This is a genomic window from Gemmatimonadaceae bacterium, from assembly GCA_020846935.1.
GTDB lineage: Bacteria > Gemmatimonadota > Gemmatimonadetes > Gemmatimonadales > Gemmatimonadaceae > RBC101.
Window position 1 is genome coordinate 209,293 of sequence record JADLCY010000014.1, and the last position, 25,837, is coordinate 235,129.

At 66.3% G+C, this 25,837-nt stretch carries 26 protein-coding genes; all 26 read left to right on the forward strand.

What is annotated here, in order from left to right:
- Nucleotides 1–82 precede the first annotated feature (82 nt).
- Nucleotides 83–457 carry a preprotein translocase subunit SecG gene (gene secG, locus IT361_17600; GenBank protein MCC6319490.1) on the forward strand — a complete coding sequence of 125 codons (375 nt, stop codon included), beginning with the start codon at nt 83–85 and terminating at the stop codon, nt 455–457.
- Between the two features lie 12 nt (nt 458–469).
- The gene (gene carA, locus IT361_17605) at nt 470–1,597 is read left to right on the forward strand and encodes a glutamine-hydrolyzing carbamoyl-phosphate synthase small subunit (protein MCC6319491.1); all 1,128 of its coding nucleotides are present in this window, start codon (nt 470–472) and stop codon (nt 1,595–1,597) included.
- Between the two features lie 70 nt (nt 1,598–1,667).
- Nucleotides 1,668–2,000: an integration host factor subunit beta gene (locus IT361_17610; protein MCC6319492.1), complete on the forward strand. Its 333-nt coding sequence runs from the start codon at nt 1,668–1,670 to the stop codon at nt 1,998–2,000.
- A gap of 91 nt (nt 2,001–2,091) precedes the next feature.
- Nucleotides 2,092–2,331, forward strand: coding sequence for a MoaD/ThiS family protein (locus IT361_17615; protein MCC6319493.1), 240 nt, complete (start codon nt 2,092–2,094; stop codon nt 2,329–2,331).
- A gap of 3 nt (nt 2,332–2,334) precedes the next feature.
- Nucleotides 2,335–2,781, forward strand: coding sequence for a molybdenum cofactor biosynthesis protein MoaE (locus IT361_17620; GenBank protein MCC6319494.1), 447 nt, complete (start codon nt 2,335–2,337; stop codon nt 2,779–2,781).
- On the forward strand, nt 2,778–3,764 hold the full coding sequence (gene moaA, locus IT361_17625; GenBank protein ID MCC6319495.1) for a GTP 3',8-cyclase MoaA: 987 nt from the start codon (nt 2,778–2,780) through the stop codon (nt 3,762–3,764). Before IT361_17620 ends, moaA begins: the two co-directional genes overlap by 4 nt.
- A 63-nt stretch (nt 3,765–3,827) precedes the next feature.
- The gene (gene mdh / locus IT361_17630; GenBank protein ID MCC6319496.1) at nt 3,828–4,754 is read left to right on the forward strand and encodes a malate dehydrogenase; all 927 of its coding nucleotides are present in this window, start codon (nt 3,828–3,830) and stop codon (nt 4,752–4,754) included.
- 24 nt (nt 4,755–4,778) lie between these two features.
- Nucleotides 4,779–5,570, forward strand: a complete 792-nt coding sequence (locus IT361_17635; protein MCC6319497.1) for a succinate dehydrogenase cytochrome b subunit — start codon at nt 4,779–4,781, stop codon at nt 5,568–5,570.
- Nucleotides 5,567–7,480, forward strand: coding sequence for a fumarate reductase/succinate dehydrogenase flavoprotein subunit (locus IT361_17640; protein ID MCC6319498.1), 1,914 nt, complete (start codon nt 5,567–5,569; stop codon nt 7,478–7,480). Before IT361_17635 ends, IT361_17640 begins: the two co-directional genes overlap by 4 nt.
- Nucleotides 7,477–8,253 (forward strand): succinate dehydrogenase/fumarate reductase iron-sulfur subunit, encoded by a 777-nt coding sequence (locus tag IT361_17645; GenBank protein ID MCC6319499.1) that lies wholly within the window; start codon nt 7,477–7,479, stop codon nt 8,251–8,253. Before IT361_17640 ends, IT361_17645 begins: the two co-directional genes overlap by 4 nt.
- A 727-nt stretch (nt 8,254–8,980) precedes the next feature.
- Entirely contained in the window at nt 8,981–9,736 is a 756-nt protein-coding gene (locus IT361_17650; GenBank protein MCC6319500.1) for a hypothetical protein, read from the forward strand.
- Between the two features lie 197 nt (nt 9,737–9,933).
- On the forward strand, nt 9,934–10,338 hold the full coding sequence (gene ndhC / locus IT361_17655) for an NADH-quinone oxidoreductase subunit A (GenBank protein MCC6319501.1): 405 nt from the start codon (nt 9,934–9,936) through the stop codon (nt 10,336–10,338).
- Nucleotides 10,329–10,955: an NADH-quinone oxidoreductase subunit NuoB gene (gene nuoB, locus IT361_17660; GenBank protein ID MCC6319502.1), complete on the forward strand. Its 627-nt coding sequence runs from the start codon at nt 10,329–10,331 to the stop codon at nt 10,953–10,955. The genes ndhC and nuoB overlap by 10 nt, the downstream gene beginning before the upstream one ends.
- Nucleotides 10,952–11,650 (forward strand): NADH-quinone oxidoreductase subunit C, encoded by a 699-nt coding sequence (locus IT361_17665; protein ID MCC6319503.1) that lies wholly within the window; start codon nt 10,952–10,954, stop codon nt 11,648–11,650. The genes nuoB and IT361_17665 overlap by 4 nt, the downstream gene beginning before the upstream one ends.
- A gap of 158 nt (nt 11,651–11,808) precedes the next feature.
- A complete protein-coding gene (gene nuoD / locus IT361_17670; GenBank protein ID MCC6319504.1) occupies nt 11,809–12,963 on the forward strand; it encodes an NADH dehydrogenase (quinone) subunit D in 1,155 nt (384 codons plus the stop codon).
- Nucleotides 12,964–13,012: 49 nt separating this feature from the next.
- Nucleotides 13,013–13,555, forward strand: coding sequence for an NAD(P)H-dependent oxidoreductase subunit E (locus IT361_17675; protein MCC6319505.1), 543 nt, complete (start codon nt 13,013–13,015; stop codon nt 13,553–13,555).
- A 51-nt stretch (nt 13,556–13,606) separates the two neighbouring features.
- Nucleotides 13,607–14,923 carry an NADH-quinone oxidoreductase subunit NuoF gene (gene nuoF / locus IT361_17680; protein MCC6319506.1) on the forward strand — a complete coding sequence of 439 codons (1,317 nt, stop codon included), beginning with the start codon at nt 13,607–13,609 and terminating at the stop codon, nt 14,921–14,923.
- On the forward strand, nt 14,923–16,488 hold the full coding sequence (locus IT361_17685) for a (2Fe-2S)-binding protein (protein MCC6319507.1): 1,566 nt from the start codon (nt 14,923–14,925) through the stop codon (nt 16,486–16,488). Before nuoF ends, IT361_17685 begins: the two co-directional genes overlap by 1 nt.
- Before the next feature lie 56 nt (nt 16,489–16,544).
- Entirely contained in the window at nt 16,545–17,780 is a 1,236-nt protein-coding gene (gene nuoH / locus IT361_17690) for an NADH-quinone oxidoreductase subunit NuoH (protein ID MCC6319508.1), read from the forward strand.
- Nucleotides 17,781–18,278: an NADH-quinone oxidoreductase subunit I gene (locus IT361_17695; protein ID MCC6319509.1), complete on the forward strand. Its 498-nt coding sequence runs from the start codon at nt 17,781–17,783 to the stop codon at nt 18,276–18,278. It abuts the gene before it with no gap.
- Entirely contained in the window at nt 18,278–18,814 is a 537-nt protein-coding gene (locus tag IT361_17700) for an NADH-quinone oxidoreductase subunit J (GenBank protein MCC6319510.1), read from the forward strand. Before IT361_17695 ends, IT361_17700 begins: the two co-directional genes overlap by 1 nt.
- Nucleotides 18,811–19,107, forward strand: coding sequence for an NADH-quinone oxidoreductase subunit NuoK (gene nuoK / locus IT361_17705; protein ID MCC6319511.1), 297 nt, complete (start codon nt 18,811–18,813; stop codon nt 19,105–19,107). The genes IT361_17700 and nuoK overlap by 4 nt, the downstream gene beginning before the upstream one ends.
- Complete coding sequence (gene nuoL, locus IT361_17710; protein MCC6319512.1) at nt 19,107–21,284, forward strand: NADH-quinone oxidoreductase subunit L; 2,178 nt, start codon at nt 19,107–19,109, stop codon at nt 21,282–21,284. The genes nuoK and nuoL overlap by 1 nt, the downstream gene beginning before the upstream one ends.
- 4 nt (nt 21,285–21,288) lie before the next feature.
- Entirely contained in the window at nt 21,289–22,884 is a 1,596-nt protein-coding gene (locus tag IT361_17715; protein ID MCC6319513.1) for an NADH-quinone oxidoreductase subunit M, read from the forward strand.
- A 1-nt stretch (nt 22,885) separates the two neighbouring features.
- Nucleotides 22,886–24,415 (forward strand): NADH-quinone oxidoreductase subunit N, encoded by a 1,530-nt coding sequence (locus IT361_17720; GenBank protein ID MCC6319514.1) that lies wholly within the window; start codon nt 22,886–22,888, stop codon nt 24,413–24,415.
- A gap of 51 nt (nt 24,416–24,466) precedes the next feature.
- Entirely contained in the window at nt 24,467–25,834 is a 1,368-nt protein-coding gene (locus IT361_17725; GenBank protein MCC6319515.1) for a phosphomannomutase/phosphoglucomutase, read from the forward strand.
- Nucleotides 25,835–25,837: the final 3 nt, after the last annotated feature.

The following is a 25,837-nucleotide window of genomic DNA, read 5'->3' on the forward strand; positions in this document are numbered from 1 at the left end:
CATCCCCTTACCCCTCTTGCACTTGGCCGCGTGGACCGGCGATAATTAGCGGCTGGAACCACGTCGCTCCGCGCCGCATCCCATGTATACCTTTCTGCTCGTCATTCTCATCCTCGTCAGTCTGGCCGTGATGGTCGCGGTCCTGCTCCAGGCGGGCAAGGGCGGTGGTCTGGCCGCCTCGTTCGGCGGCGCCACCACAGCCGCGGACTCGCTCATCGGGAGCCGTCAGGCCGGCAACCTCCTCACCAAGGTCTCCTGGTACGGTGGTGGTCTGTTCCTGCTGATCGCGTTCGTCCTTGGCCTGATGTCCAAGAGCGCTCGGGTACCGCGCTCGGTGCTCGACCAGCCATTTTCGAGCGCACCGGCCACGGCTCCCAAGGCAGGCGCCGCCGCAGTGCCTGTGACGCCGCCGCCTGCGGCCACCACGCCGCCGACCACTCCGCCCCCCAAGCAATAGTCCGACGTGAGCATGCCCGTTGCAATCAAGGGGTTCCTCCTCCTCGAGGATGGAACCCTTTTTCTCGGCCGGCTCAGCGGCCGCATCCCGCCCACCGTGGCGGAGGTGGTGTTCACCACGAACATGACCGGGTATCAGGAGGTCTTTACCGACCCGTCATACCGCGGGCAGATCGTGGTGATGACCTCCACCATGATCGGCAACTACGGCATCAATGCCGAGGATCCGGAATCCGAGAAGCCCCACGTCGCCGGCGTCGTGGTGCGCGAGCTCTCCCGCGGGTTTTCCAATTGGAGGGCGAGCGGAGACCTCGCCTCATGGCTCACGGGGGCCGGCATTCCGATCCTGCATGACGTGGACACGCGCGAACTCACGAGGCGACTCCGTTCCGTTGGCGTGATGCGCGGCGTCATCGGGGTTGGCGACCAGGCGTCAGACGAGGCGCGTGCCGCGCTCGATGCCTGTCCGAGCATGGAGGGCCTCGATCTGGCGTCCGAGGTGACGACGGATCGAGAGTACACCTGGGGGCCGGGCGATGCGCCGTATCACATCGTGGCCTACGACTACGGCATCAAGCGAAACATCCTCCGGTTGTTCGAAGCGCACGGCTGCCGGATCACGGTCGTTCCCTCGACGACGGCGCCTGAGGCGGTGCTCGCCCGCGAACCGCATGGCGTCTTCTTCTCGAATGGTCCGGGTGACCCGGCGGCGGTAGCCTACGCGCCGAAGGCCATCCGGACCATTGCCGACAAAGGGGTGCCCGTCTTCGGCATCTGCCTCGGCCACCAGCTGATCGGGCTCAGCTACGGCGCCGAGACCGTCAAGCTCCCGTACGGGCACCGCGGCGGGAATCACCCTGTGAAGGAGCTCTCCACCGGGCGCGTGGTGATCACGTCCCAGAACCACGGCTTTGCGGTGAAGGGTGGCGAAGATGGCATCCCGGGCGCGCCCGCCCTCGAGGTAACCCACGTCAACCTCAACGACGGGACAGTCGAGGGGCTTCGGCATCGAGATCTCCCGCTGTTTGCCGTGCAGTATCACCCCGAAGCGGCACCTGGTCCGCATGACGCCCGGCCGCTGTTCAAGCAGTTCATGAGTGCCGTCCGGGGTGAGGTAACGCGAAGCGGCACAAACGCTTGACACTCAACAGGTGACGGTCTATGTTCGACCCACCTAACGGGCTTTTGGCTGCCCCTCCTGAGGCAACGAAATGACCAAGGCCGACCTCGTCGAGCACGTCACGCAGCAAATCTCCCGTACCGCGGGCCCGCTCATTTCCAAAAAGGATTGCGCGCGGGTGGTGGATGCATTCCTCGACGCGATCAAGGAAGCCCTCCAGGAGCAGCGCAACATCGAGGTTCGCGGCTTCGGTACGTTCAAGATTCGGCATCGCAAGACGCGCATGGCCCGCAACCCGCGCACCGGCAGCCCGGTCGAGGTGTCTGCACGACCGGTGCCCGTGTTCAAGCCCAGCAAGGAGTTACGCGCGATGGTCGCCGACCTCGAGCCGCTCCCTGACGGCGAGGGACACGACGAAGACTGACGCGCCGCACGTGGGCACGCCCCGGTTCTCCGGGGCGTTTTGTTTTTCCACTGGCAGGGAACGGGCGCCTGCGCGTAGAGTTGGTACGAACATGAATGTCCGCGTCCTCCTCTTTGCCTCCTACGCCGACGCCCTCGGTGCCGACTCCATCGAGGTGGCGGTGGGCCCCGAGGCGCGCGTGCGCGATCTCCTTGCCGCCATTCAGGATCGGGCGGCACACGCGGTGCCGCCGCGGCCTTTGGTTGCGGTCAACGCGGAGTACGCCGAGTTGGATCAACGGCTGGACGTGGGCGACGAGGTCGCGATCATTCCCCCGGTTGCCGGCGGCTGACCGATGCGCAGCGCACTCGTCCATGAGCCGATCGATGGCGCGGCGTTGCTCGCCGAGGTCGCGTCGCACGCCTCGGGAGCGTCCACGCTTTTTGTCGGGACTGTGCGCGACGTGAACGATGGGCGATCCGTCGTGGGCATCGACTACACAGCCTACGAGACCATGGCAGCCCGCGAACTCGCGAGCATCGTGAGCGAGGCCAGTACTCGATTCGAGACGCCGCACGTCGTGGTCGTGCATCGGCTTGGAACGCTCGACCTGGGCGAGGCCAGCGTGGCGATTGCGGTGTCGCACGAGCGACGGGCACCGTCGATGGACGCCGCCCGATGGATCATCGAGGAACTCAAGCGACGCGTTCCGATCTGGAAGCGCGAGCACTACGTCGACGGTTCGCGCGAGTGGGTCGATCCCACCCGTCTGGGGGCCGCGGTGACGGGAGGTGAACCGTGAACCAGCCCGAGACGCTCCAGGACCAGTTCGGTCGAAGCATCGAGTACCTGCGCATCTCCATCACCGACCGCTGCAACTTCCGGTGCCAGTACTGCATGCCGCTCGAAGGTCTGCAGTGGCTGCCCAAGCAGGATCTGCTCTCGTACGAGGAGATCGTCGCCGTGGTCGCGCAGCTGGCGCCGCTCGGCCTCCGCCGCCTGCGCATCACGGGCGGCGAGCCCACGATTCGGCCGGACCTCGCGTCGCTGGTGAGGCAGCTTCGCGCGGTGCCGGGCGTGGAGGACATCGCGCTCTCGACCAATGGCGTCAAGCTGCCGGCGCTGGCCTCGGAGCTGGCCGCGGCCGGGCTCGATCGTGTGAACATGAGCGCCGACTCGCTCCGCGCGGATCGCATCGTGGCCATCGCACGTCGGAACCTCGCGTTTGATCCGGTGGCGAGCGCGCGCGCGGCGGTCGACGCCGGGCTGGGTCCGGTCAAGCTGAATGTGGTCGTGCTGCGCGGCGTGAACGACGACGAGGTCACGGACTTCGCGCGATTGACGCTGACGCATCCGTTTCACGTGCGCTTCATCGAGCTGATGCCGGTCGGTGACCTGCGCGAGCTGACCTGGGAGCACGTGGTTCCGTCGGACGAAGTCCTGGCGCGCATCGCCACGTTGGGCGCGCTCGAGCCGGTCGCGGGGCCGCGCGGAAATGGTCCGGCGAAGTACCATCGCCTCGAAGGTGCGCAGGGCACCGTGGGCGTGATCACGCCGATGTCGCACACCTACTGCGGCTCCTGCAATCGGGTCCGCCTAACGGCGGACGGGCGCCTGCGGACGTGCCTGTACGGCGACCACGAGGTGAACCTGAGGGATCCGCTGCGCGCGGGGCAGCCGCTCGAGCCACTGTTTCGGCAGGCGCTCGCCGAAAAGCCCCGCGAGCACCAGCTGTTGCAGATGAAGGTGGGTGGCCTGCGCGCCCTGTCGCAGGTTGGCGGATAGCGCGCGGCCCCGGGCGGCTGATTACCTTTCGCCATCCCTCCCGCCCTTCATTTTCCCCGACACATGGTCAACAAAATCACGGTCGTTGGCGCCGGCAACGTGGGCGCCACTGCAGCGCAGCGCGTCGCCGAGAAGGAACTTGCGAAGCAGGTCGTTCTGGTCGACATCGTCGACGGTGTGCCGCAGGGAAAGGGACTCGACCAGTGGCAGTCGGCGCCGATCGAGCTGTACGACTCGCGAATCGTTGGCACGAGCGGCTACGACGAGACCGAGAACTCGGACATCGTCATCATCACCGCCGGCATCGCGCGCAAGCCGGGCATGTCGCGTGACGACCTGATGAACACGAACGCCGGGATCGTGAAGACCGTCTCCGAGAACGTGGCGCGCACGTCGCCAAACGCGATCGTGATCGTGGTCTCCAATCCGCTCGACGTGATGTGCTACGTCGCCAAGAAGGCGACGGGCTTCCCGCGTGAGCGCGTTCTGGGCATGGCGGGAGTGCTCGACACGGCGCGCTACCGCGCGTTCCTCGCCGAGGCCCTGGATATCTCGGTGCGCGACATCCAGGCGATGGTGCTCGGTGGCCACGGGGATACGATGGTCCCGCTCATCTCGTACACGACCGTGAGCGGCATCCCGATCACGCAGCTGCTCGAGCGCACCGCGCTCGACAAGATCGTGGACCGCACGCGCAACGGGGGCGCCGAAATCGTCAGCTTCCTCAAGACGGGTTCGGCGTACTACGCACCCTCGGCCGGCGCGGTGCAAATGGCCGAAGCGATCGTGCAGGATCAGAAGCGCATCCTGCCGTGCGCCGCGTGGCTCGAAGGCGAATACGGAATGAGCGGGCTGTTCCTCGGCGTGCCGTGCAAGCTGGGTCGCAAGGGGCTGGAGAAGGTGATCGAGGTGGAGCTGACTCCGGCCGAGCGTGTGGCGCTGGGCAAGAGCGCCGATGCGGTCCGCGAACCGATGGCGAAGCTCTCGTAGGCGCTCCCCCCACCGTCCGTCCACATGGCTGCTTCCACCCTGCCGTCGGCCGCCGCGTCTCCGCGGCCGGCGGGTCGGTTGCGCCGGTTCTGGGATTCGTCGGTCGGCAAGAAGACCGTCATGGCCGTTTCCGGAATCAGCGGCATCGCGTTCGTGTTCGTGCACATGGCGGGCAACCTGCAGATGTTCAAGCCGGTTGGCGCTGCCCCCGCCATGCACGACTATGCCGTCGCCCTTCGCAAGCTGGGCGCGTTGCTCTGGGTCGCGCGCCTCGGTCTGCTGGCGAGCGTCAGCGTGCACGTCGTGGCGGCGTGGCAGTTGACCATGCGCAATCGTGCCGCGCGACCCGTGGCCTACGCGCGACGACACGGACAAACGTCCACGCTCGGCGCGCGCACGATGCGCATCGGAGGCGTGGTGCTGCTCGCCTTCATCGTATTTCACATCGCCGACATGACGTTTGGCGTCGGGCACCCGGGCTTCACGCACCTCGACCCGTACAACAATCTCCGGTTGGGCTTTACCCGATGGTGGGCGACGGCGTTCTACGTGATCGCCACGGTGTTCCTGGGTCTGCACCTCTATCATGGCGCCTGGTCGTCGTGGCGCACCCTCGGCGCGCGCCGCCCGTCTCCCCATCCGCTGCATCGGCCAATCGCCGTCGTCCTCGCGGTGGTGATCGCCGTGGGACTCGCCGCCGTCCCGATTGCCGCGGCGCTCGGCGCCTTTCCCGAGGCTGCGGTGCCCCTGGAGATGGACGCGAGCGTTCTCGCGGCACCCACGGGCCCGGCCCTGCCGCCCGGAGGTGGGCGATGACTCTCGATGCCCGCATACCCTCCGGCCCGATCGCGCAGAAGTGGGACCGGCACAAGTTCGAGATGAAGCTCGTCAACCCCGCCAACAAGCGAAAGCATCACGTGCTTGTCGTGGGGTCCGGGCTCGCGGGCGCGTCGGCGGCCGCCACCATGTCCGAGCTTGGCTACCAGGTCTCGTGCTTCTGTTTCCAGGATTCGCCGCGCCGCGCCCATTCGATTGCGGCGCAGGGTGGCATCAACGCGGCCAAGAACTACCAGAACGACGGGGATTCAGTCTACCGCCTGTTCTACGACACGGTGAAGGGCGGGGACTTCCGGGCGCGCGAAGCCAACGTGCATCGGCTGGCGCATATCTCCGTCGACATCATAGACCAGTGCGTGGCTCAGGGCGTTCCGTTCGCTCGTGAGTACGGCGGCCTCCTCGCCAATCGCTCGTTCGGGGGCGCGCAGGTCTCGCGCACGTTCTACGCGCGCGGGCAGACGGGCCAGCAGCTCTTGTTGGGCGCGTACCAGGCGCTGGAGAAGGAGATCGCGAAGGGCGGCGTGAAGATGTATCCCCGCACCGAGATGCTCGACGTGATCCTGGTGAAGGGGGTCGCGCGCGGCATCGTCACGCGCGATCTCGTCACGGGCAAGGTCGAGTCGCATCTCGGTGACGCGGTGGTGCTGGCGACCGGTGGTTATGGCAACGTGTTCTTTCTCTCGACGAACGCGAAGGGGGCCAACACCACGGCCATCTGGCGCGCCCACCGCAAGGGCGCGCTGTTCGGGAACCCGTGCTACACGCAGATCCACCCGACGTGCATTCCGCAGAGCGGCGAGTACCAGTCCAAGCTCACGCTCATGTCGGAATCGCTGCGCAACGATGGTCGCGTGTGGGTGCCGAAGGCGCATGGTGACAAGCGCGCGCCGCATCAGATCCCCGAGGCCGAGCGCGACTACTACCTGGAGCGCAAGTATCCGTCGTTCGGCAACCTGTCGCCGCGGGACATTGCGTCGCGTGCAGCCAAGGAGGCCTGCGACGACGGTCGCGGTGTCGGCCCAGGGGGCCTCGGCGTCTACCTCGACTTTCGCGACGCCATTGCGCGGCTCGGCCGCGAGAAGATCGCCGAGCGGTATGGCAACCTGTTCGACATGTACCAGCGCATCACGGACGAAAATCCGTATGAGGTCCCGATGCGCATCTATCCCGCCGTGCACTACACCATGGGCGGGTTGTGGGTCGACTACAACCTGATGAGCACCATCCCGGGCCTGCACGTGCTGGGCGAGGCGAACTTCTCCGATCATGGTGCCAACCGCCTTGGTGCGAGCGCACTCATGCAGGGCCTTGCCGACGGGTACTTCATCATCCCGTACACCATCGGACACTACCTCGCCAGCAACCGGCTCGAGCCGGTGGGGAAGGATCATCCGGACGTCGTGGCCGTGGAGCGCGAGGTCGCGGAGCGTACGAAGCGCCTGCTCGACATCAAGGGCAAGCGCACGGTGCAGTCGTTCCATCGTGAGTTGGGTCGCATCATGTGGGACAAGTGCGGCATGGCGCGCGATGCGGCGGGACTCAACGAGGCGTTGCAGCGCATCCCCGCGCTCCGCGAGGAGTTCTGGGGAAACGTCACTGTGCCGGGGAGCGGGGCAGAACTCAACCAGTCCCTGGAGCAGGCCGGGCGGGTCGCCGACTTTCTGGAGCTCGCCGAGCTGATGTGCATCGACGCGCTGCACCGCGAGGAGTCCTGCGGTGGGCACTTCCGTACGGAACACCAGACGGAGGACGGCGAGGCGCTGCGCCACGACGACAAGTTTGCCTACGTCGCGGCGTGGGAGTACGGCGGTCCCGGTCAGTCGCCGACGCTGCACAAGGAGCCGTTGACCTTCGAGAACGTCCATCTCGCAACGAGGTCGTACAAGTGAACCTGACCCTTCGGGTGTGGCGACAGGCGGGTCCCTCGGCCGCGGGTGCGTTTGTCGAGTACCGCGCCCACGACGTGAGCCCCGACATGTCGTTCCTGGAGATGCTCGACGTCGTCAACGAGGAGTTGACGGCAAAGGGCGAGGCGCCGATTGCCTTCGATCACGACTGCCGCGAAGGCATCTGCGGCATGTGCGGCATGATGATCAACGGATTGGCGCATGGGCCGGTACAGGCGACCACCACGTGTCAGTTGCACATGCGTTCATTCACGGATGGTGAGACGCTGACCATCGAGCCGTGGCGTGCGGCGGCGTTTCCGGTGTTGCGTGACCTCTGCGTGGACCGTGGGGCGTTCGACCGCATCATCCAGTCCGGCGGGTACGTGTCGGTGGCGACGGGCAACGCGGTCGACGGCAATGCGATGCCCATCTCGAAGCCCGATGCGGACGCGGCGATGGATGCGGCGGCCTGCATTGGTTGCGGGGCCTGCGTCGCGGCGTGCCCCAACGGCTCCGCGTCGCTGTTCACGGCGGCCAAGGTCTCGCACCTGGGACACTTGCCACAGGGCCAGCCGGAACGCTACCGGAGGGCGCTCCGGATGGTGGCGCAAATGGACCTCGAGCACTTCGGGGGCTGCACCCTGTTCGGTGAGTGCCAGGCGGCTTGCCCCAAGGAGATCTCGATCGACGAGATCGCGCGCATGAACCGGGACTTCTTGTATGCCTCCGCGTCCGAACTGGAAGAGAGCGCGAAGACGGGCGGCGCGGGGTAACGACGGTTACTCGCGGCCCCGGCTGAGTCGGGCGCGCTTCATGGCGAGCCCGGCGTGTGATGCATAGCCAAGCCGCCTCGCGGGCACCGAGATTCCTTGGGCGCTCTCGACGTACCATGCATCGGGAAGCAGGCCTCGCGCTCGGGGTACCGGCCGAGTATCTCTGCGTTGACAACAGTCCCGTGGCGTTCGCGGATGACCAGGAGGGCCTCCGCGTCTGCACGAGCGGTATGTCGCTGTTAGGCAGGCCGTGGAGCGCCAGCAGTCCTCGGTCGAGGATCCTTCGCCTTTCAGGATGACGCCAACCATGAAACGACCTCTTCCGGTTCGCGCTTGCACGTTCCGTAGGGGATGGGCTGGCCGCTCCGAGCGTCGGCGTCACATCGCGAGGCACATCATAGCCGCTGCGGGAGCACTGTTCGCAAGCGTCGCTGGCGCTCAGCTTCCCGTGCGCGTTGATACCGTACCCGAGTTGACGCTTCTCGCGTCATCGCCGACCGGCGAAGTTCTGCTGGAAATGCCTTCGGCCGCGCTGATCGAGCCCGCAGGTGGGATCGTGGTCGCTGAAGCCGCAGCGGGGGTCGTCAAGTTCTTCGATCTCCGCGGTCAGCTCACGAGAAGCGTGGGGCGTCGGGGCTCGGGACCCGGCGAGTTCAGATCGATCTCATGGCTCGGACGCTGTGGCGCCAACGCTCAGTTGAGCGTTTGGGATCCGGCGCAGCGAAGGATGACGACTCTGAGTGCCACGGGCACTCTGCTCAGCCAACAGCCGTTCCTGCACGAGCAGTCGGCGGGACGGCCGGCGTTCTGGGTGTGCAACAGGAACGGGCTGTTTGGATTTGTCGTTCTGAGCTGGCCGAGCCCACAGACGGCGTCGGCGCGGACCGCGTCCCCGGTGTTCATGTGGAGCGATCCGAGTGCTCCTCCAGTCCAGCTCGGGACGGTGCCCGGGGTGGAGATGACGCGAACGCCCTCCGGAGAATGGTTGCCGCGGCCCCTCGGCAGGCAGCCCCATCTCGCACTCGGCCAGGCCCGTCTGTTCGTGGGATCGGCCGACTCCGGCTTTGTCACCTCCTACGACGTGGCGGGGAGTGGAACCCGGGCGATCAAGTTTGCGGTTCGCCCGAGACGGGTGAGCGCAGAGCACGTCGAGGCCGCGCTGGAGGAGATGGCGGGTCCCGTTGCGGGCGCGACACGTGACACAGTGATCGCTCGCCTGCGCGGTCTGGATGCCGCCCGAGTGCTGCCTGCTTACACTGGTCTCATCGCCGACGAGTACGGGGTGCTGTGGATCGTTCAGGGTGCACCTGGGGAGGCGCGACTTCGCCGGCTCGCGGTCGATGAAACGGGGAAGGAACTCGCCGATCTGTGGGTGCCGGGGACCCGAGTGTACGACATCGGCCGCGACCACGTTCTCGCGGGGGGCGCTGTGGATGGAATGCCCAGTATCGCGAAGTACAGACTCCACCGCCGCGGCCGGTGAGCGCATGTCCCCCGACCGGGCTGGTGGATGGTGCATGCCCAGCACCAACATCCCGCACCGGCGCGCGATTTTCGCGACTGCGCGCGACGGCATAAAGCAAGGGTAGTGCGTCGGTTACGTCCGTTGACACCGCCTGACGCGGCCGGGTACCTTCTCCGTGCCGTTCACGTGAAAAATTTCACGAAGTCAGGAGCGCGATGGATCGCACCTACCTCCCGGTTCTGCTCTTACTCGGATTCGTGGCCCTGAACGCGGTCGCGATGGTCGCCATCTCGACGATCATCCTGCGTCGCCGCCCCACGCCGGTGAAGGACCAGCCCTACGAGTCCGGCATTCCGCCGTTGGGTGACGCGCGGGAGCGCTTTTCCGTGAAGTTCTACATGGTCGCGATGTTGTTCATCATCTTCGACATCGAGACCGTGTTCATGATCCCCTGGGGGGTCTACTTCCGTCAGTTGTCGTGCACCGCGCCGCTGGTCAACCTGGCGTGTCCGGCGGGCATGACCTCGTTCTTCGGGCTCGGCGAGATGCTGGTCTTCATGGCCATCCTCGTCGTCGGCTTCGTGTACATCTGGAAGAAGGGAGCGCTGCAATGGGACTAGCGCCACGATCTGAGCGTGCGACAGTCACGGTGGACCCGCAGTCGCAGGAGGGCTGGGTCACGACGCGCCTCGATTTTCTCGTGAACTGGGGCCGGGCCAACTCGCTGTGGCCGATGCCGTTCGGCACGGCCTGTTGCGCGATCGAGTTCATGGCCACGGCGGCCAGTCGGTTCGATCTCGCGCGGTTCGGCATGGAACGCATGTCGTTTTCGCCGCGCCAGGCCGACGTGCTGATCTGCGCCGGCCGCGTGCCGTTCAAGCTTGCACCGGTGATCCGTCGCATCTACCAGCAGATGCCGCAGCCCAAGTGGGTGATCTCCATGGGCGCGTGCGCTTCCACGGGCGGCATGTTCGACACCTACGCGGTGACGCAGGGGATCGACACGATCATTCCCGTGGACGTCTACGTACCGGGGTGCCCGCCGCGCCCCGAAGGCCTCATGTACGGCATCATGATGCTGCAGGAGAAGATCAAGCGGGAGCGGATGAGTGATACGTCGTTGCGCACCGAGATGGAGCCCGACCCGAAGAGCAACCTCTACATCCCGCCGTCGATGATCGACGAGTTGTCCGAGCCGTTCGGGAACTCGGTGCACCAGACGCGCTCCAGCCTGTGAGCGCCGCGTTCTCGCCGGTGATGGCCGGCCACGCGGCGCCGGGGGACGTCCCCTCGACGCCGAAGCAGGTTCCGCATCGCGGTGGGGCCGCGAATCCCTCGGCCGGCCGACTGCAGGAACGGTTCCCGCTGGCCTTCGTGCGCGCCGAGGTCGTGTGGGGCGAAACGACCGTCTTCGTGAAGCCCGAACACGTGTTCGCCGTCGTGCAGTACCTGCACGACGATCCCGCGGAGCAATACGACTATCTCTCGGACGTCACCGCGGTCGAGTATCGTGACCTCGAACTCCCGCTGGAAGTTGTCTGGCACCTGCGTTCGCTGCCGCATCGCCGATTTCTTCGCGTGAAGGCACAGCTGCCCAAGGGGCAGCCGCTGCGCATCGCGAGCGTGTGGCCGATCTACAGGGCCGCGGACTGGATGGAGCGCGAGTGTTACGACATGTTCGGCCTGGTGTTCGACGGGCACCCGGACCTCCGTCGCATCCTGCTGTGGGAGCAATACAAGGAAGGCTTTCCGCTCCGGAAGGACTTCCCGTTGCGCGGCCGCTTCTCGCGCGCCGAGCAGTTGCGTCAGGCCCTCGCGGCCAACCCTGAGGCGCGCTACTCGATGGAGGAACTCAGGATTGCCGACGCCTTCGAGGATCTGCCGCAGGACATGCGTCGGCGCCTCGCCGGCGGCGAACAGACGGGAGAGTAGCGATGGCGACCAAACGCACCATCGAGGTAGCGCTGTCCACCACCGGACTCGACGCGGAAGGGCGGCCGCAGCGCGTGCCGCTGGTCGTGGATGGTGGCGGCACCCTCACGGCGCTCGAGGCCCCGCCGGCGCTGGAGCCCGATCTCGAAGGCGAGCACATGCTCCTCAACCTCGGCCCACAGCACCCGGCGACGCACGGCGTGCTGCGCCTGGTGCTCGAACTCGACGGCGAGACGGTCGTGCGATGCATCCCGCACGTTGGGTACCTGCATTGCGGCTTCGAGAAGATCGGCGAATATCGCCAGTACAACCAGATCATCCCCTGGACCGACCGCGAGGACTACCTGAACTCGCCGGGGAACAATGTTGCGTTCGCGCTCGGCGCCGAACGCCTGTTCGGGATCGAGATCACGCCGCGATGTACCGTGCTTCGCGTCATCGCGATGGAGTTGTCGCGGATCATCTCGCACCTGGTGTGGCTCGGCACGACCTGCATCGACATCGGCGCGTTCACGCCGTTCCTCTGGGCGTTCCAGGAGCGTGAGCGGGTCTACAACCTGCTCGAGGGCTGGATCGGCGCCCGCCTGACGACGTCGCTCACGCGCGTCGGCGGCATGGCGGCCGACATTCCCGACGGGTGGATGGACGGGCTGCGCGACTTCATCAAGACGTTCCCGCGCACCATCGCCGAAGTCGACAAGATGGTGACGCGCAACGGCATCTGGGTGGGGCGCACGATCGGGATCGGCGCGCTCTCGGCGACCGAGGCGGTGAACTACGGGCTGTCCGGTCCGATGGTCCGCGCGGCTGGCGTCGCGTGGGACATCCGGCGCGACTTCCCGTACCTCGACTACGAGACGTACGACTTCGAGGTGCCGGTGGGCAGCGCGGGCGACGTGTACGATCGGTTCCTCGTGCGCATGGAAGAGTTGCGGCAGTCGGTGCGCATTCTCGAACAGGCGGCGAGCCGCCTGCCTGATGGGCCGGTGAACGTCGACGACGCCCGCGTCATCCTGCCGCCCAAGAGCAAGGCGACGAGCGAGATGGAATCGATGATCCATCACTTCAAGCAGGTGATGGAAGGCCCGAGGCCACCCATCGGCGAGACGTACGTCGCCGTCGAGAGCCCGAAGGGCGAGAAGGGCTACTACATGGTCTCCGACGGGACGTCCAAGCCGGTGCGCTGGCGCATCCGGCCGCCGTCCTACGTGAACCTCTCGGCGATCCCGAAGATGGTCGAAGGGCACCTGCTGTCCGACGTCATCGCGATCAACGCGAGCATCGATATCGTGATGGGAGAGATTGACCGATGAACGCAGTGAGTCGGAAGAGCACGACGGTATCCATGGGAGCGATCGATCAATGAGTCATGGTCCTTCGGCTGCCGGCGGCGCCATCATCAAGGGCGGTCACGGCGCGCATGAACCACATGAGCCGGTCTTCGTCGGTGCGACGAAGGCGAGGCTCGATGATCTGCTCACCCGCTATCCCACCAAGCAGGCCGCCCTGCTGCCGGCACTCTGGATGCTGCAGGAGGCCCGCGGCTGGGTGAGCGAGGCCGGCATGGCCGAGGTGGCGCAGGTACTCGACCTCACCCCGGCGTACGTGCAGGGCGTGGTCACGTTCTACACGATGTACCACCAGCACCCGGTGGGGAAATTCTTCATCCAGGTGTGCACCACGTCGCCCTGTCACGTGTGCGGTGCCGAAGACGTCGTGAAAGCATTCCTGCAACAGACCGGTTGCGGCGAGTTGGGCGTGACGTCCGATGACGGCCGGTATACGGTCATCGAGGTGGAGTGCCTCGGTGCCTGCGGCTTTGCGACGCCCGTGATGATCAACAGCGACTTTCTGGAGTCGATCACGCCGGAGTCCGTCCCGGAGGTTCTCAAGCGATATGGATAGGCGTTTCACGCGTTGCGCGCCGGCCACCGATCAACGGTCCACGGACTGATCATGGGTTACCCACATACGCCACATCCCAGGGAAACGCGCGTCCTCTCGGAACACTTCGGTGTCGCCGAGGCGCGCTCCCTGGACGGGTGGAAGAAGCGCGGTGGCTATCAGGCGTTGCAGCAGGCGCTGGGCATGGAGCCGACGGCCATTCAGCAGGTCGTGAAGGATTCCGGACTCCGCGGTCGTGGCGGCGCCGGGTTCCCCACGGGTCTCAAGTGGTCGTTCATGAAGCTCGGGGACGGCAAGCCGCACTACCTGTGCTGCAACGCCGACGAGTCCGAGCCCGGCACGTTCAAGGACCGCGAGATCATGCGCTGGACGCCGCACGCCCTCATCGAGGGCTGCGCGATCGGCGCGTACGCGATCGGAGCGGAGAACTGCTACATCTATATTCGCGGCGAGTTCACCGAACCGCTCGACGTGATGGAGCGTGCGTGCGCCGAGGCGCGCGCGGCAGGCATCATCGGCCCGAACGCGATGGGTTCCGGCAAGACGGTGAACGTCTGGGTGCACAAGGGCGCGGGCGCCTACATCTGCGGTGAAGAGACGGCCCTCATGAACTCGATCGAGGGCAAGCGCGGCAACCCGCGCATCAAGCCGCCGTTTCCCGCGGTGGCCGGACTCTTCGGCCTGCCCACGACCATCAACAACGTCGAGACGCTGACCGCGGTGCCGCACATCCTCAATCGGGGTGCGGCGTGGTACAAGCAGATGGCGCGGCCGGACAACCCGAAATCCACGGGCACCAAGCTGTGGAGCGTGTGCGGCAACATCGCGCGGCCGGGCAACTACGAGGTGCAGATGGGTTTCCCCTTTGGGGAGTTCCTGCAGGATGTGTGCGGGGGCGCGCCGCATGGCCGAAAGATCAAGGCCGTGATCCCGGGCGGGTCGTCGGTGCCAATCATCACGTGGGAAGAAGCGGAGTCGGCGGTGATGGACTATGAGGGCATGGTCGCCGCCAACACGATGCTGGGCTCCGCGGGGTGCATCGTGATCGATGACGCGCAGTCGATGCCGAGGCAGATCGCGCGGCTCGCGCGCTTCTATGCCCACGAGTCCTGCGCCCAGTGCACGCAGTGCCGCGAAGGGACGGCGTGGACGACAAAGATCCTCGAGCGCATCGTGGCCGGTGACGGCACGGCCGAGGACTTCGACACGCTCCTCTCGATCGCCGACAACATGACGGGAAAGACGATCTGCGTGCTGTCCGACTCGTGTGCGACGCCGGTGGTGAGCGGGCTGCAGCGCTTCCGGCATGAGTTCGAGGCGCTGATCACCCGCACGACCGTTCACGCCGTTCCCGTACTGGTGGGCTGATGGCCGACACATCCAGGGTCAACCTCACGATCGAAGGCCGCCCGGTTGCGGTGCCTGCGGGCACCAACCTGATCGAGGCGGCCAAGCAGGCGGGGGTGCTCATCCCGCACTACTGCTACCACCCCGGGCTTCCCGTCGCCGGCGTCTGCCGCATGTGCCTGGTGGAGGTGGAGAAGGCGCCCAAACTCGCGCCAGCCTGTGCCACGGCGGTCGCCGAGGGGCAGGTGGTGCATGTGCACTCCGAGAAGGCCCGCGAGGCTCGCAAGGGCGTGCTCGAGATGCTGCTCATCAATCACCCGCTCGACTGTCCGATCTGTGACCAGTCGGGCGAGTGCGAGCTGCAGGACTACACGTACCAGGAAGGCCGCGCGGACTCGCGCTATCGCGAGCCCAAGCGGTTCAACCCGGTCGAAGACTTCGGCGGCGACGTGGTCTACGTCACCTCGCGCTGCATCCTGTGCACGCGCTGCGTGCGCTTCATGGACGATGTGGCGCACGACGCGGTCCTGAACGTGAGTGAGCGCGGAGACCGCGCGACCATCGGCAAGTTCGAGGGGAAGGATCTCACCAACCCCTGGGCCGCCAACGTCGTCGACCTCTGCCCGGTCGGGGCGCTTCTCTCCAAGGACTTCCTGCACAAGGCGCGCGCCTGGGAACTGGACCGCACTGCCTCGGTGTGCACGGGCTGCTCGCAGGGCTGCAACATCATCGTCGAGACGCGGGACAACGTGGTGATGCGGGTGCGGCCGCGGTCCAACGAGAGCGTGAACCAGTTCTTCATGTGCGATGAGGGGCGGTTCGGCTACCGGAAGTTCAATGCGCCCTCGCGGCTCGAGGCGCCGTCGATCCTCGGGCCCCGCGGCCACGAAGCCGTGGACTGGGACATCGCGCTCGAGGCGGCGGCCCGGGTGCTGCGCGGCAAGCGCGCGTTTGTCGTGGCCTCCCCGAACCTCTCCAACGAGACGCTGTATCTGCTGGGGCGGCTCATGAAGAAGTTCAGCGGCGTGGGAACCTACCGCGTGGCGCGCGGGCCAGAAGCGCCGTTGCCGGGCGTGGACGACCTCGCGCTGCGCGCCGATCGTGCGGCCAATCCCCGTGGCGCCGACCTGCTCGGCTTCTCGCGCAGTGACACACCGTTCGCCGGCCTTGCCGCCGGCGACGCACTGGTGCTGGCCGATCATGAACTCACCGACGCGGACCTCGCCGCCGTGTCCAGGGCCTCGGCGGTGATCGTGCTCGCCACGGCCATGCCGCAGGGCCTGCCGCGCGCGGACGTGGTGCTTCCGATCGCCACCACGGTGGAAGAAGAAGGGACGTTCACCAACCTGCGTGGACGCGTGCAGCGTTTCCTCCAGGCGAAGGCGGCGCCGGGCCTCGCGCGGCCGAGCTGGTTCGTGATGTCCGATCTCCTTGGGGCCACCGGCGAGACGACGACGTACTTCACGGCCAGTGACGTCTTCGAGGGACTGGCCACGAGCCATGACGCCTTCCGCGGACTGACCTACGACACCCTCGGAGTGCGTGGCCTGCCGATCGCGGGTGCCATGGCGGGAGCCTCCGCATGAGCGCCGCCATGCCGACCGTCTTCGCGCTGCTGCAGACGGCTGATCCACAAGGGCCGATGCATTTCTGGCCATGGCTCCTTGCCACCGCCGTCAAGCTGCTCGCGTTCTTCACGATCTACATGCTCGGCGTGGCCTACCTGACCCTTGCCGAACGCAAGATCTCGGCGTGGATTCAGCACCGGCACGGCCCAAACCGCGTCGGACCCAACGGGTTCTTCCAGCCGCTCGCCGACGGCGTGAAGAACTTCATGAAGGAAGAGACGCTGCCGCCATACGTGAACAAGGCGCTGTTCGTGCTCGCGCCCATGATGGCGTTCATCCCGGCCATGACCATCTGGGCGGTGATTCCGTGGGGCGCGTCGTGGGCTTCGCCGTGGGGCCGGGTGGACATGGTCCTCGCGGACCTGCCGATCGGGTTCCTGTTCACCATCGCCGTCGCCTCGCTCGGCGTGTACGGCATCGTGATCGCCGGCTGGGCGTCCAACAACAAGTACGCGCTGCTCGGCGGGCTGCGCTCGAGCGCGCAGATGGTGTCGTACGAGATCTCGCTCGGGCTGTCGCTGATCCCGGTGCTGCTCTTCACGGGCAACGTGACGCTCTCGACTGTGGTCAACGCGCAGGCGAGCATGCACCTGTGGAACGTGCTGACGCTGTCGGTGGCGTTCCTGGTCTATCTGATCTCGGCCTTTGCCGAGACGAACCGACTGCCGTTCGACATGCCCGAGGCCGAGTCGGAGCTGATCACCGGGTACCACACCGAATACAGCGCGATGAAGTTCTCGTTGTTCTTCATCGCCGAATACGCGAACATGGCCACGCAGTCGGCGATGATCGCGACCCTGTTCTTCGGCGGCTGGGACGTCCCGTTCACGCAGGCCGACAACACCGGGGCAGTGTCGTTCCCGCTCGTGCTGCTGTCGATGGCGATCATGATGGCGAAGACGCTGTTCTTCCTCTTCGTCTACATCTGGATTCGCTGGACCCTCCCGCGCTTCCGCTATGACCAGCTCATGTCCCTGGGCTGGAAGGTGCTGTTGCCGACCGGACTCGGATACATCCTGGTGGTGGCGTCGCTGATGCTCGTGCTCGACGCCGCGGGCATCGAGCGCGGACTGGTCTACGGGCTGATCTTCCTCGGCGTGAACGTCGTGCTGGTGGGCGTGTTCCTCGCAATCCTCGACCGGGGCAGGATCCTGAGCGCGGCATATGGTCGCGCCTCGACCGACGAACTCCAGCGGCTGCGCGGCATCACGGCGTCGCGCTCCCGCCTCTCGACCTCTGCGGGAGACTAGATGGCGATCACAGTGAAGGTCGTCGAGCGACCGATCGAGGACACCACGTACGTGCGGGCCACGCTCAAGGGCATGGCCAACACGTTCAAGCACCTCATCGATCCGCATCGCGTGACGACGCAGTATCCCGACCAGCGCGAGTCGATCACGCGTCGCTGGCGTGGGACGCACCGCATGCTCACGACCGAAGACGGCAAGGCCAAGTGCGTGGCGTGCGGCCTGTGTCCGACGGTCTGCCCGTCCAACTGCATCAAGCTGGTCCCTGGGGAAGACGAGAAGGGGAACCGCTACCCGCTCGTCTTCGAGATCGACGAGTTCCGCTGCATCTTCTGCGGGTACTGCCAGGAAGTCTGCCCGGAGGAGGCGATCCACCTCGGCAGGCACTACGAGAACGCGGAGTTCAATCGCGAGGCGTTCATCTACGACCTGGAGCGACTCATGGCGCAGACGCACCCCGTGACCGAGTTGTGGGATCCTGCCGACCCGAAGGGGGAGTGATGTCGGACTTCTTCTATCGCGTACACTTCTATCTGTTCGGGCTGCTCGCCATTGCATCGGCGATCACGTTCATCACGCGCAAGGGTCCGGTGGCCGCCGCGCTCTGGCTGGTCAACACGATGTTCTGCCTGGCGGCGATCTACGTGATGATGGACGCGCATTTCATCGGCGCGATCCAGGTGCTGGTGTATGCCGGGGCGATCATGGTGGTGTTCCTGTTCGTGCTCATGCTCCTCAACCTTGGCCACCCCGACGAGATCTCCGACATCCGGGGCAAGTGGGGACGCATCGCCGCAGCGTTCATTGGCCTTGCCGTGCTGGCTCAGGTGATGGCGCTGGCGCGTTCGCAGGCCCCGGAGGAACTGCTCGTGCCGGCGGCGACCGCCGCGGCAGAGCTGCGGGACCTCAACGCCGTGGGCAGCATCGCCAAGCCGATGTTCACCGAACATCTGCTGGCGTTCGAGCTGACGTCGGTGCTGCTGCTCGTGGCCATTGTCGGCGCGGTCGTCCTGGGGAAGCGGAGGGCCACCGCATGATGGTCGCCGAAGCCCTCGCGCTCTCCGCCGTACTGTTCGCCATCGGCGTGATCGGCGTGCTGACCCGCCGAAACGCGATCGTGATCTTCATGTGCGTGGAGCTCATGCTCAACGCGGTGAACCTGTCCTTCGTGGCGTTGTCGCGGTTGTACGGCGCGACGGGGCAGGTCTTCGTGGTCTTCGTGATGACCGTGGCCGCGGCCGAGGCGGCCGTGGGACTCGCAATCATCATTTCGATCTTCCGCCACCGGCAGACGGTCGACCTCCAGAACATCAACATCCTCAAGGGCTGATGCTCCTTCTCCAGGAAGCCGCGGCCGCGGGCGCGCACCCGTTGGCGGGAACGGTGGCGGAGTGGATCTGGCTGGTGCCGGTTCTTCCGCTGATCGGGTTCTTCGTCAACGGCTGGCTGTCAATCGGCAGCGCGTCGACCATCGGCCCGAAGGATCCGACGGCGCACCACGCGCACCACGGACCCGACGACGCGCACGGACATGCCGACGACCACGGTCACGATCATCACCCCACGGCGCACCGACATGCGGCGCTGGTGAGCCTGGTTGGACCGGCGGTGCTGCTGCTTTCCTTTGGCCTTGCCGCGGCGATCTTTGTCGCGCTGGTCGGTGCGCACGCCGAGGCTCCGTTCGTCAGAACGCTGTTCTCCTGGATGCCCGCCGGTGCGATGCAGATCGACGCCGCGTTCCAGGTCGACCAGCTCTCCATGGTGATGACGCTGGTGATCACCGGCGTCGGATCGCTGATCCACGTGTTCAGCGTCGGGTACATGCGCGAGGATCCCGGCTATCCGCGATACTTTGCGTACCTCAACCTCTTCGTGTTCTTCATGCTCCTGCTCGTGCTGGGAGCGAACTACCCGATGCTGTTCGTGGGGTGGGAAGGGGTCGGCCTGTGTTCGTACCTCCTCATCGGCTTCTGGTACAGCGACAAGGCCAACGCCGATGCCGGCAAGAAGGCGTTCATCGTCAACCGGATCGGCGACTTCGGCTTTCTGGTGGCGATGTTTCTGCTGTTCGCCAACCTGGGCACGCTGGACTTTGCCGGCGTGAATGCCGGGGCGACGCAACTGTCGCCGCTCGTCGTCACCGCGATCTGCCTCTTCCTGTTCCTCGGCTGCACGGGCAAGAGCGCGCAGATCCCGCTCTACACCTGGCTTCCTGACGCGATGGCCGGCCCAACGCCGGTCTCCGCGCTCATCCACGCGGCCACGATGGTGACCGCCGGCGTGTACCTCGTGGCACGCAGCTCGGTCCTCTTTTCGCTGTCGCCGGTCGCCAGTCTGACCGTGGCCTCCGTTGGCGCGCTGACGGCGCTGTTCGCCGCGACGATCGGCCTCAAGCAGTGGGACATCAAGAAGGTGCTGGCGTATTCCACGGTCTCGCAGCTCGGCTACATGTTCGTCGGTGTCGGGGTGGGCGCCTATGCGGCCGGCGTGTTCCACCTCGTGACGCACGCGTTCTTCAAGGCCCTCCTGTTCCTCGGGTCCGGCTCCGTGATCTACGCGATGCACCACGCGTATCACCACACCGGCAATCACGACGACGCGCAGGACATGCGCAACATGGGCGGGCTGCGGAAGTACATGCCGGTCACGTTCGCGCTGATGTGGATTGCCACGCTCGCGATTGCCGGCATCCCGCCGTTTGCCGGATTCTTCTCGAAGGACGAGATCCTCGGCAGCGTGTTCGCGCGGGCGCATGGTTCGACGCTGGCCGATGCCTCGCTGCTCGGCATTCCGGGCGGCGTGCTGCTGTACGCGATCTGGGCGGTCGGTCTCTCCGCCGCGCTCCTCACCGCGATCTACATGACGCGGATGATGCTGTACACCTTCCACGGCGCCAACCGCACGGGTGACGGGGAGCGTGCGCACCTGCACGAGGCGCCCTGGGTGATGACCGGCCCGCTCGCCGTGCTCGGCGTGCTCAGCCTCGCCGGTGGGTGGCTCAACCTTCCGACCTTCTTTCCCGCGGGCCCGATCCAGGCGCTGCACCACTGGCTCGAACCGGTGACGGGGGCCGCCGCGTTGCGGGTCACGCACGGCGCCGAGGCGCACCTCGAACACTCCACGGAATACATGCTCGTCGGCATTGCGATCGCCATCGCGGTCGTCGGCATCGCCTTCGCGGTCACTCGACTCCGAACCGAGCGGCTGGTTCCCAAGGCGCAGGCGCCGGAGAGCGAAGGCTTTGCGCGGGTCCTCGAGCACAAGTACTTCGTCGACGAAGGGTACGACAAGGTCGTCGTGCAGCCGTTGGTCGGCGTCTCGCGCTCGGTGTTGTGGAAGGGTGTGGACGCCGGTCTCATCGACGGCCTGGTCGTGAACGGAAGCGCGCGGCTGGCCCGCGGCTTCGGCTGGCTTGGCGCCAGGCTGCAGTCAGGGCAGGTCGGCACCTATGCATGGGTGCTGGTGATCGGCGTCCTCGGCGTGCTCGGCGCCTTCTCCCTCCGGTAGACCCATGGCAACGTTTCTGCAATCGATCGGTTACCACGGGTGGGTGCTGCCGGCGCTGCTGGTGATCCCGACGCTCGGCGCGCTGGTGGTGTGGCTGCACGGCTTCACGCGGCGCGGAGCATCCGAGGCCGATCAGGCCGCCGGCGCGATGGTGGCACGCCGCCTCACGTTCGCGATCCTCGTCATCGAGTTCCTCGTGTCCGTTGGACTGTGGTGGTCGTTCGACCCCGCGTCCAGCGGCTGGCAGGCGGCGGTGGACTGGCCGTGGATCGACTCCTGGGGCGCGCGCTTCTCGCTCGGCATCGACGGCCTGTCGCTGATGATGGTGCTGCTCACGACCTTCCTCATGCCGCTGGCGGTGCTCGGCGGCTGGACGAGCGTGCGCCACAAGGTGCACACGTACCACGTCCTCATGCTCCTCCTCACGGTCGGCATGCTCGGCGTCTTCGTGGCGAAGGATCTCTTCCTGTTCTACGTCATGTGGGAAGTGATGCTCATCCCCATGTACTTCATTATCGGGGTGTGGGGCGGGGAGCGTCGGATCTACGCGAGCATCAAGTTCTTCATCTACACCATGGTCGGGTCGTTGCTGATGCTGGTGGCGATCATTTACCTGGGCTGGCAGGCGGGAATCCTCGAGGGTCGGCCGAACTTCGCGTTCGACGCGATTCTCAACCTTCCTGAGTTCCGGCCCATGGTGGCCTTCTGGCTGTTCGTCGCGTTCTTCGTGGCGTTTGCGGTCAAGGTGCCGATGTTCCCGTTCCACACCTGGCTGCCGGACGCGCACGTCGAGGCCCCGACGGCAGGTTCGGTGATTCTGGCCGGTGTGCTGCTCAAGCTCGGCACCTACGGGTTCCTCCGGCTCGCGGTCCCGTTGTTCCCGGGTATCGCTCTGCACCCCACGGTGCGCGCCGTGATCATTGCCCTCGCGGTGATCGGCGTGATTTACGGGTCACTCGTCGCGCTGGTACAGCCGGACTTCAAGAAGCTGGTGGCCTACAGCTCGGTGGCGCACCTCGGCATGGTGATGCTCGGCATCTTTGCGCTCACGCGCGAATCGGTGCAGGGCGCCCTGATGGTGATGATCGGCCACGGGATCTCGACCGGTGCGCTGTTCTTTCTCATCGGCATGATCTACGAGCGCCGTCACTCGCGCCTCTTTGCCGACTACGGCGGCATCGCGAAAGTGATGCCCATCTACGCGACGCTGCTCACCATCGTCGCGCTCAGCTCCATCGGCCTGCCGGGCACCAACGGATTCATCGGTGAGTTCCTGGTCATGGTGGGCTCGTTCCGCACCGTGCCGGTGATGACCACGATCTCGGCGATCGGGGTGATCCTCGCCGCTGCATACCTCCTTTGGGCGTTGCAGCGCATCCTGTACAACCGGCTCGACCAGCCAGCCAATGCGCACCTCACCGACCTGAACTGGCGGGAGATCGGGCTCCTCGCCCCGCTGATCTTCGTCATCATCTGGATGGGCGTCTATCCCAAGCCCGTGCTGACCCGCATGGAGGCCTCGGTGACGAAGTTCGTGCAGACGGTGGAGACAAAGGCGGCGCAGCAGTCGGCGACGATCTCGATGGGCGGAGGCCGCTGACATGACATTCGATCTCTCGATTCCGTCGCAGCTCTCGACGGCGCTCGCGCCGGACCTGCTCCTGTTCGCCGGTGCGATGGTGCTCATGCTCGTCGCGGCCTGGCGACCCGACAGCGCCGCGCATCAGCGCACCGTCGGTCTCGCCAGTCTCGGGCTCTGCGTCCTCGTGCTCGTGGCGTGCGTCGCGATCGCGGGGCAGGGTTGGTCGGCCGGGAACGGTGTGGTGGCGGTGGACGCATTCCGCTGGTCGTCCAACGTGGTGTTCCTGCTCGCAGCGATCATCACGATCGCGCTTTCGGTCGAGTACAATGCGCGCGAAGGCATCGTAATGGGCGAGGCACACGTGCTCGTGGTCTTTGCCACCGGAGGCATGATGCTCATGGCCGCCGCCCGCGACCTCATGGTGCTGTTCCTGGGCATCGAGCTCATGTCGGTGGCGGTGTACGTGCTCGCGGGCCTCAACCGTCGCTCCAACCGCAGCGCGGAGGCCGCGCTCAAGTACTTCCTGCTCGGCGCGTTTTCCACCGGGTTCCTCCTGTACGGGATCGCGCTGGTGTACGGCGCCACCGGCAGCACCAACCTCGCGACGATCGGCGAGCGCATCGCGACCATGAACCTGGCACAGAGCCCGATGCTCCTGGTCGGCGTCGCGCTCCTGCTCGTCGGTTTCGGGTTCAAGCTGGCGGCGGCGCCGTTCCATATGTGGGCGCCGGACGTGTACGAGGGTGCGCCCACGCCGATCACCGGATACATGGCCGCCGGCGTGAAGGCGGCAGCCTTCGCCGCGTTTCTCCGCGTCTGGCTCGAGGCGTTCCCGGCGGTGTACGGGGAGTGGCACCGCGCCGTCTGGTGGCTGGCCGCCATCACGATGATCGTCGGCAACGTCGTGGCCCTTCAGCAGCGCAATCTCAAGCGCATGCTCGCCTACTCGAGCATCGGACACACCGGGTTCATCCTGGTCGCGCTCGCCGCCGGGACGCCGCAGGCGGCCACGGCCTTCATCTTCTACCTCGTGGCGTACACGCTGGCCACGATGGGCGCGTTTGCGGTGATGGTCGCGCTCGGTACCGCGGCTCAGCCGCGCGAGACCATGGAGGACTATCACGGGCTCTGGCACGAGCGGCCGGGGATGGCGGTCGCGATGGCGGTCTTCATGCTCGCCCTGCTCGGGTTCCCGATCTTTGGCGGCATGGGGTTCTTTGCCAAATGGTACGTGCTGCAGGCTGCGTTGCAGGCGCCGGCACCGCAGACGCGACTCGCGGTGATCCTCGTGATCGCCACGTCGATTTCGGCGGGGTACTACCTGGCGCTGGTCATGGCGATGTTCATGAAGCCGCGACCGGCCGGGGCGCAGGCCCTGCCGCCGACCGGCGGCATCGTGCGGGCGGTGATCGTGGCATCGGTGGCCATCATTCTTGTCTTCGGCGCGTGGCCCGAGCCACTCGTGAAGCTCGTGCAGCGCGGCTCCACGATGGGTGCCCCGCCTGGTGCACCGGCGGCGCCCGCCGCGCAGACGGCCACGTCACGTTAGGGTCCGGGGCCGTGAGAACGGCCCCGTCTCGTTTTCCTTCGAGGGTTCGCCATGACCATCACGGCAGGGATCTTCCGGCAGTATGACATCCGGGGCATCGTCGACCAGGATCTCACGACCGAGGCGGCCCTGGGCATCGGTCGGGCTTACGCCGCGCACGTGCGTGGGCTCGGTCTCTCCGGCGCCATCGCCGTTGGCCGCGACAACCGGCCCAGCGGCCCCGCCTTGCGAGACGCGCTCGTGGAGGGGCTCACCTCGAGCGGGTTCGATGTCGTCGACGTGGGCGTCGTCCCGACGCCGCTCCTGTACTGGAGCCTGCACCATGTCGGCGTCGTCGGTGGTATCCAGATCACCGGCTCGCACAACCCGCCCGAATACAACGGCTTCAAGCTCTGCGTCGGGCATGAGTCGTTGCACGGATCGGGTATCCAGCGCCTGCACGCGATCATCGTGGCCGGAGCGTTCGTGCAGGGGCAGGGCCGGGTGCGGCACGAGGCCATCATCGATCGCTACATCGACGATGTGGTGGCGAAGATCGGTCGCCTCTCACGCCCGCTCAATGTGGTGTTCGATGCCGGCAACGGCGCCGGCGCGCTGGTCGCCGAGAAGCTCTACAGTCGACTGGGCCTGACCGGGACCTACATCTTCTGTGAGAGCGACGGCACGTTCCCGAACCATCACCCCGATCCCACCGTCGTCGAGAACCTGCACGACATCATCGCCGAGGTGGCGCGGCAACGGGCCGATCTGGGCATCGCCTTCGACGGCGACGCCGATCGCATTGGCGTGGTGGACGCGAAAGGGAACATCGTGTGGGGCGACCACATCCTGATTCTCTACGCGCGCGATGTGCTCGCCCGCACGGGTCAGGGCCAGTCGGTCATCTTTGACGTGAAGTGCTCGCAGGCCCTGCCGCACGCCATCAGCGAGGCGGGTGGAGTCCCGGTCATGTGGAAGACGGGCCACTCCCTCATCAAGGACAAGATGAAGGAGACGCGCGCACCGATCGCCGGTGAGATGTCGGGCCACATGTTCTTCGGTGAAGGGTTCTACGGGCATGACGACGCCCTGTATGGCGGAGCGCGCCTGCTGCGCATCGTGGCCGACAGCGGCAAGTCGGTCGAGGAGCTGCTGGCCGACGTACCGAAGTTTGTCTCCACCCCGGAGATCCGCGTCGATTGTCCGGACGAACGCAAGTTCGCGATCGTCGACGAAGCCGTGCGGCACTTCCGTGCGTCGCACGAGGTGATCGACGTTGATGGGGTGCGCGTCCTCTTTGGCGATGGATGGGGCCTCATCCGCGCGTCCAACACGCAGCCGGTCCTCGTGACCCGGTACGAGGCCATGACACCGGATCGGCTCGCCACCATCCAGGGCGAGATGGAGGCGTGGTTGCGGTCGCAGGGCATCAGCCCCTAGCGG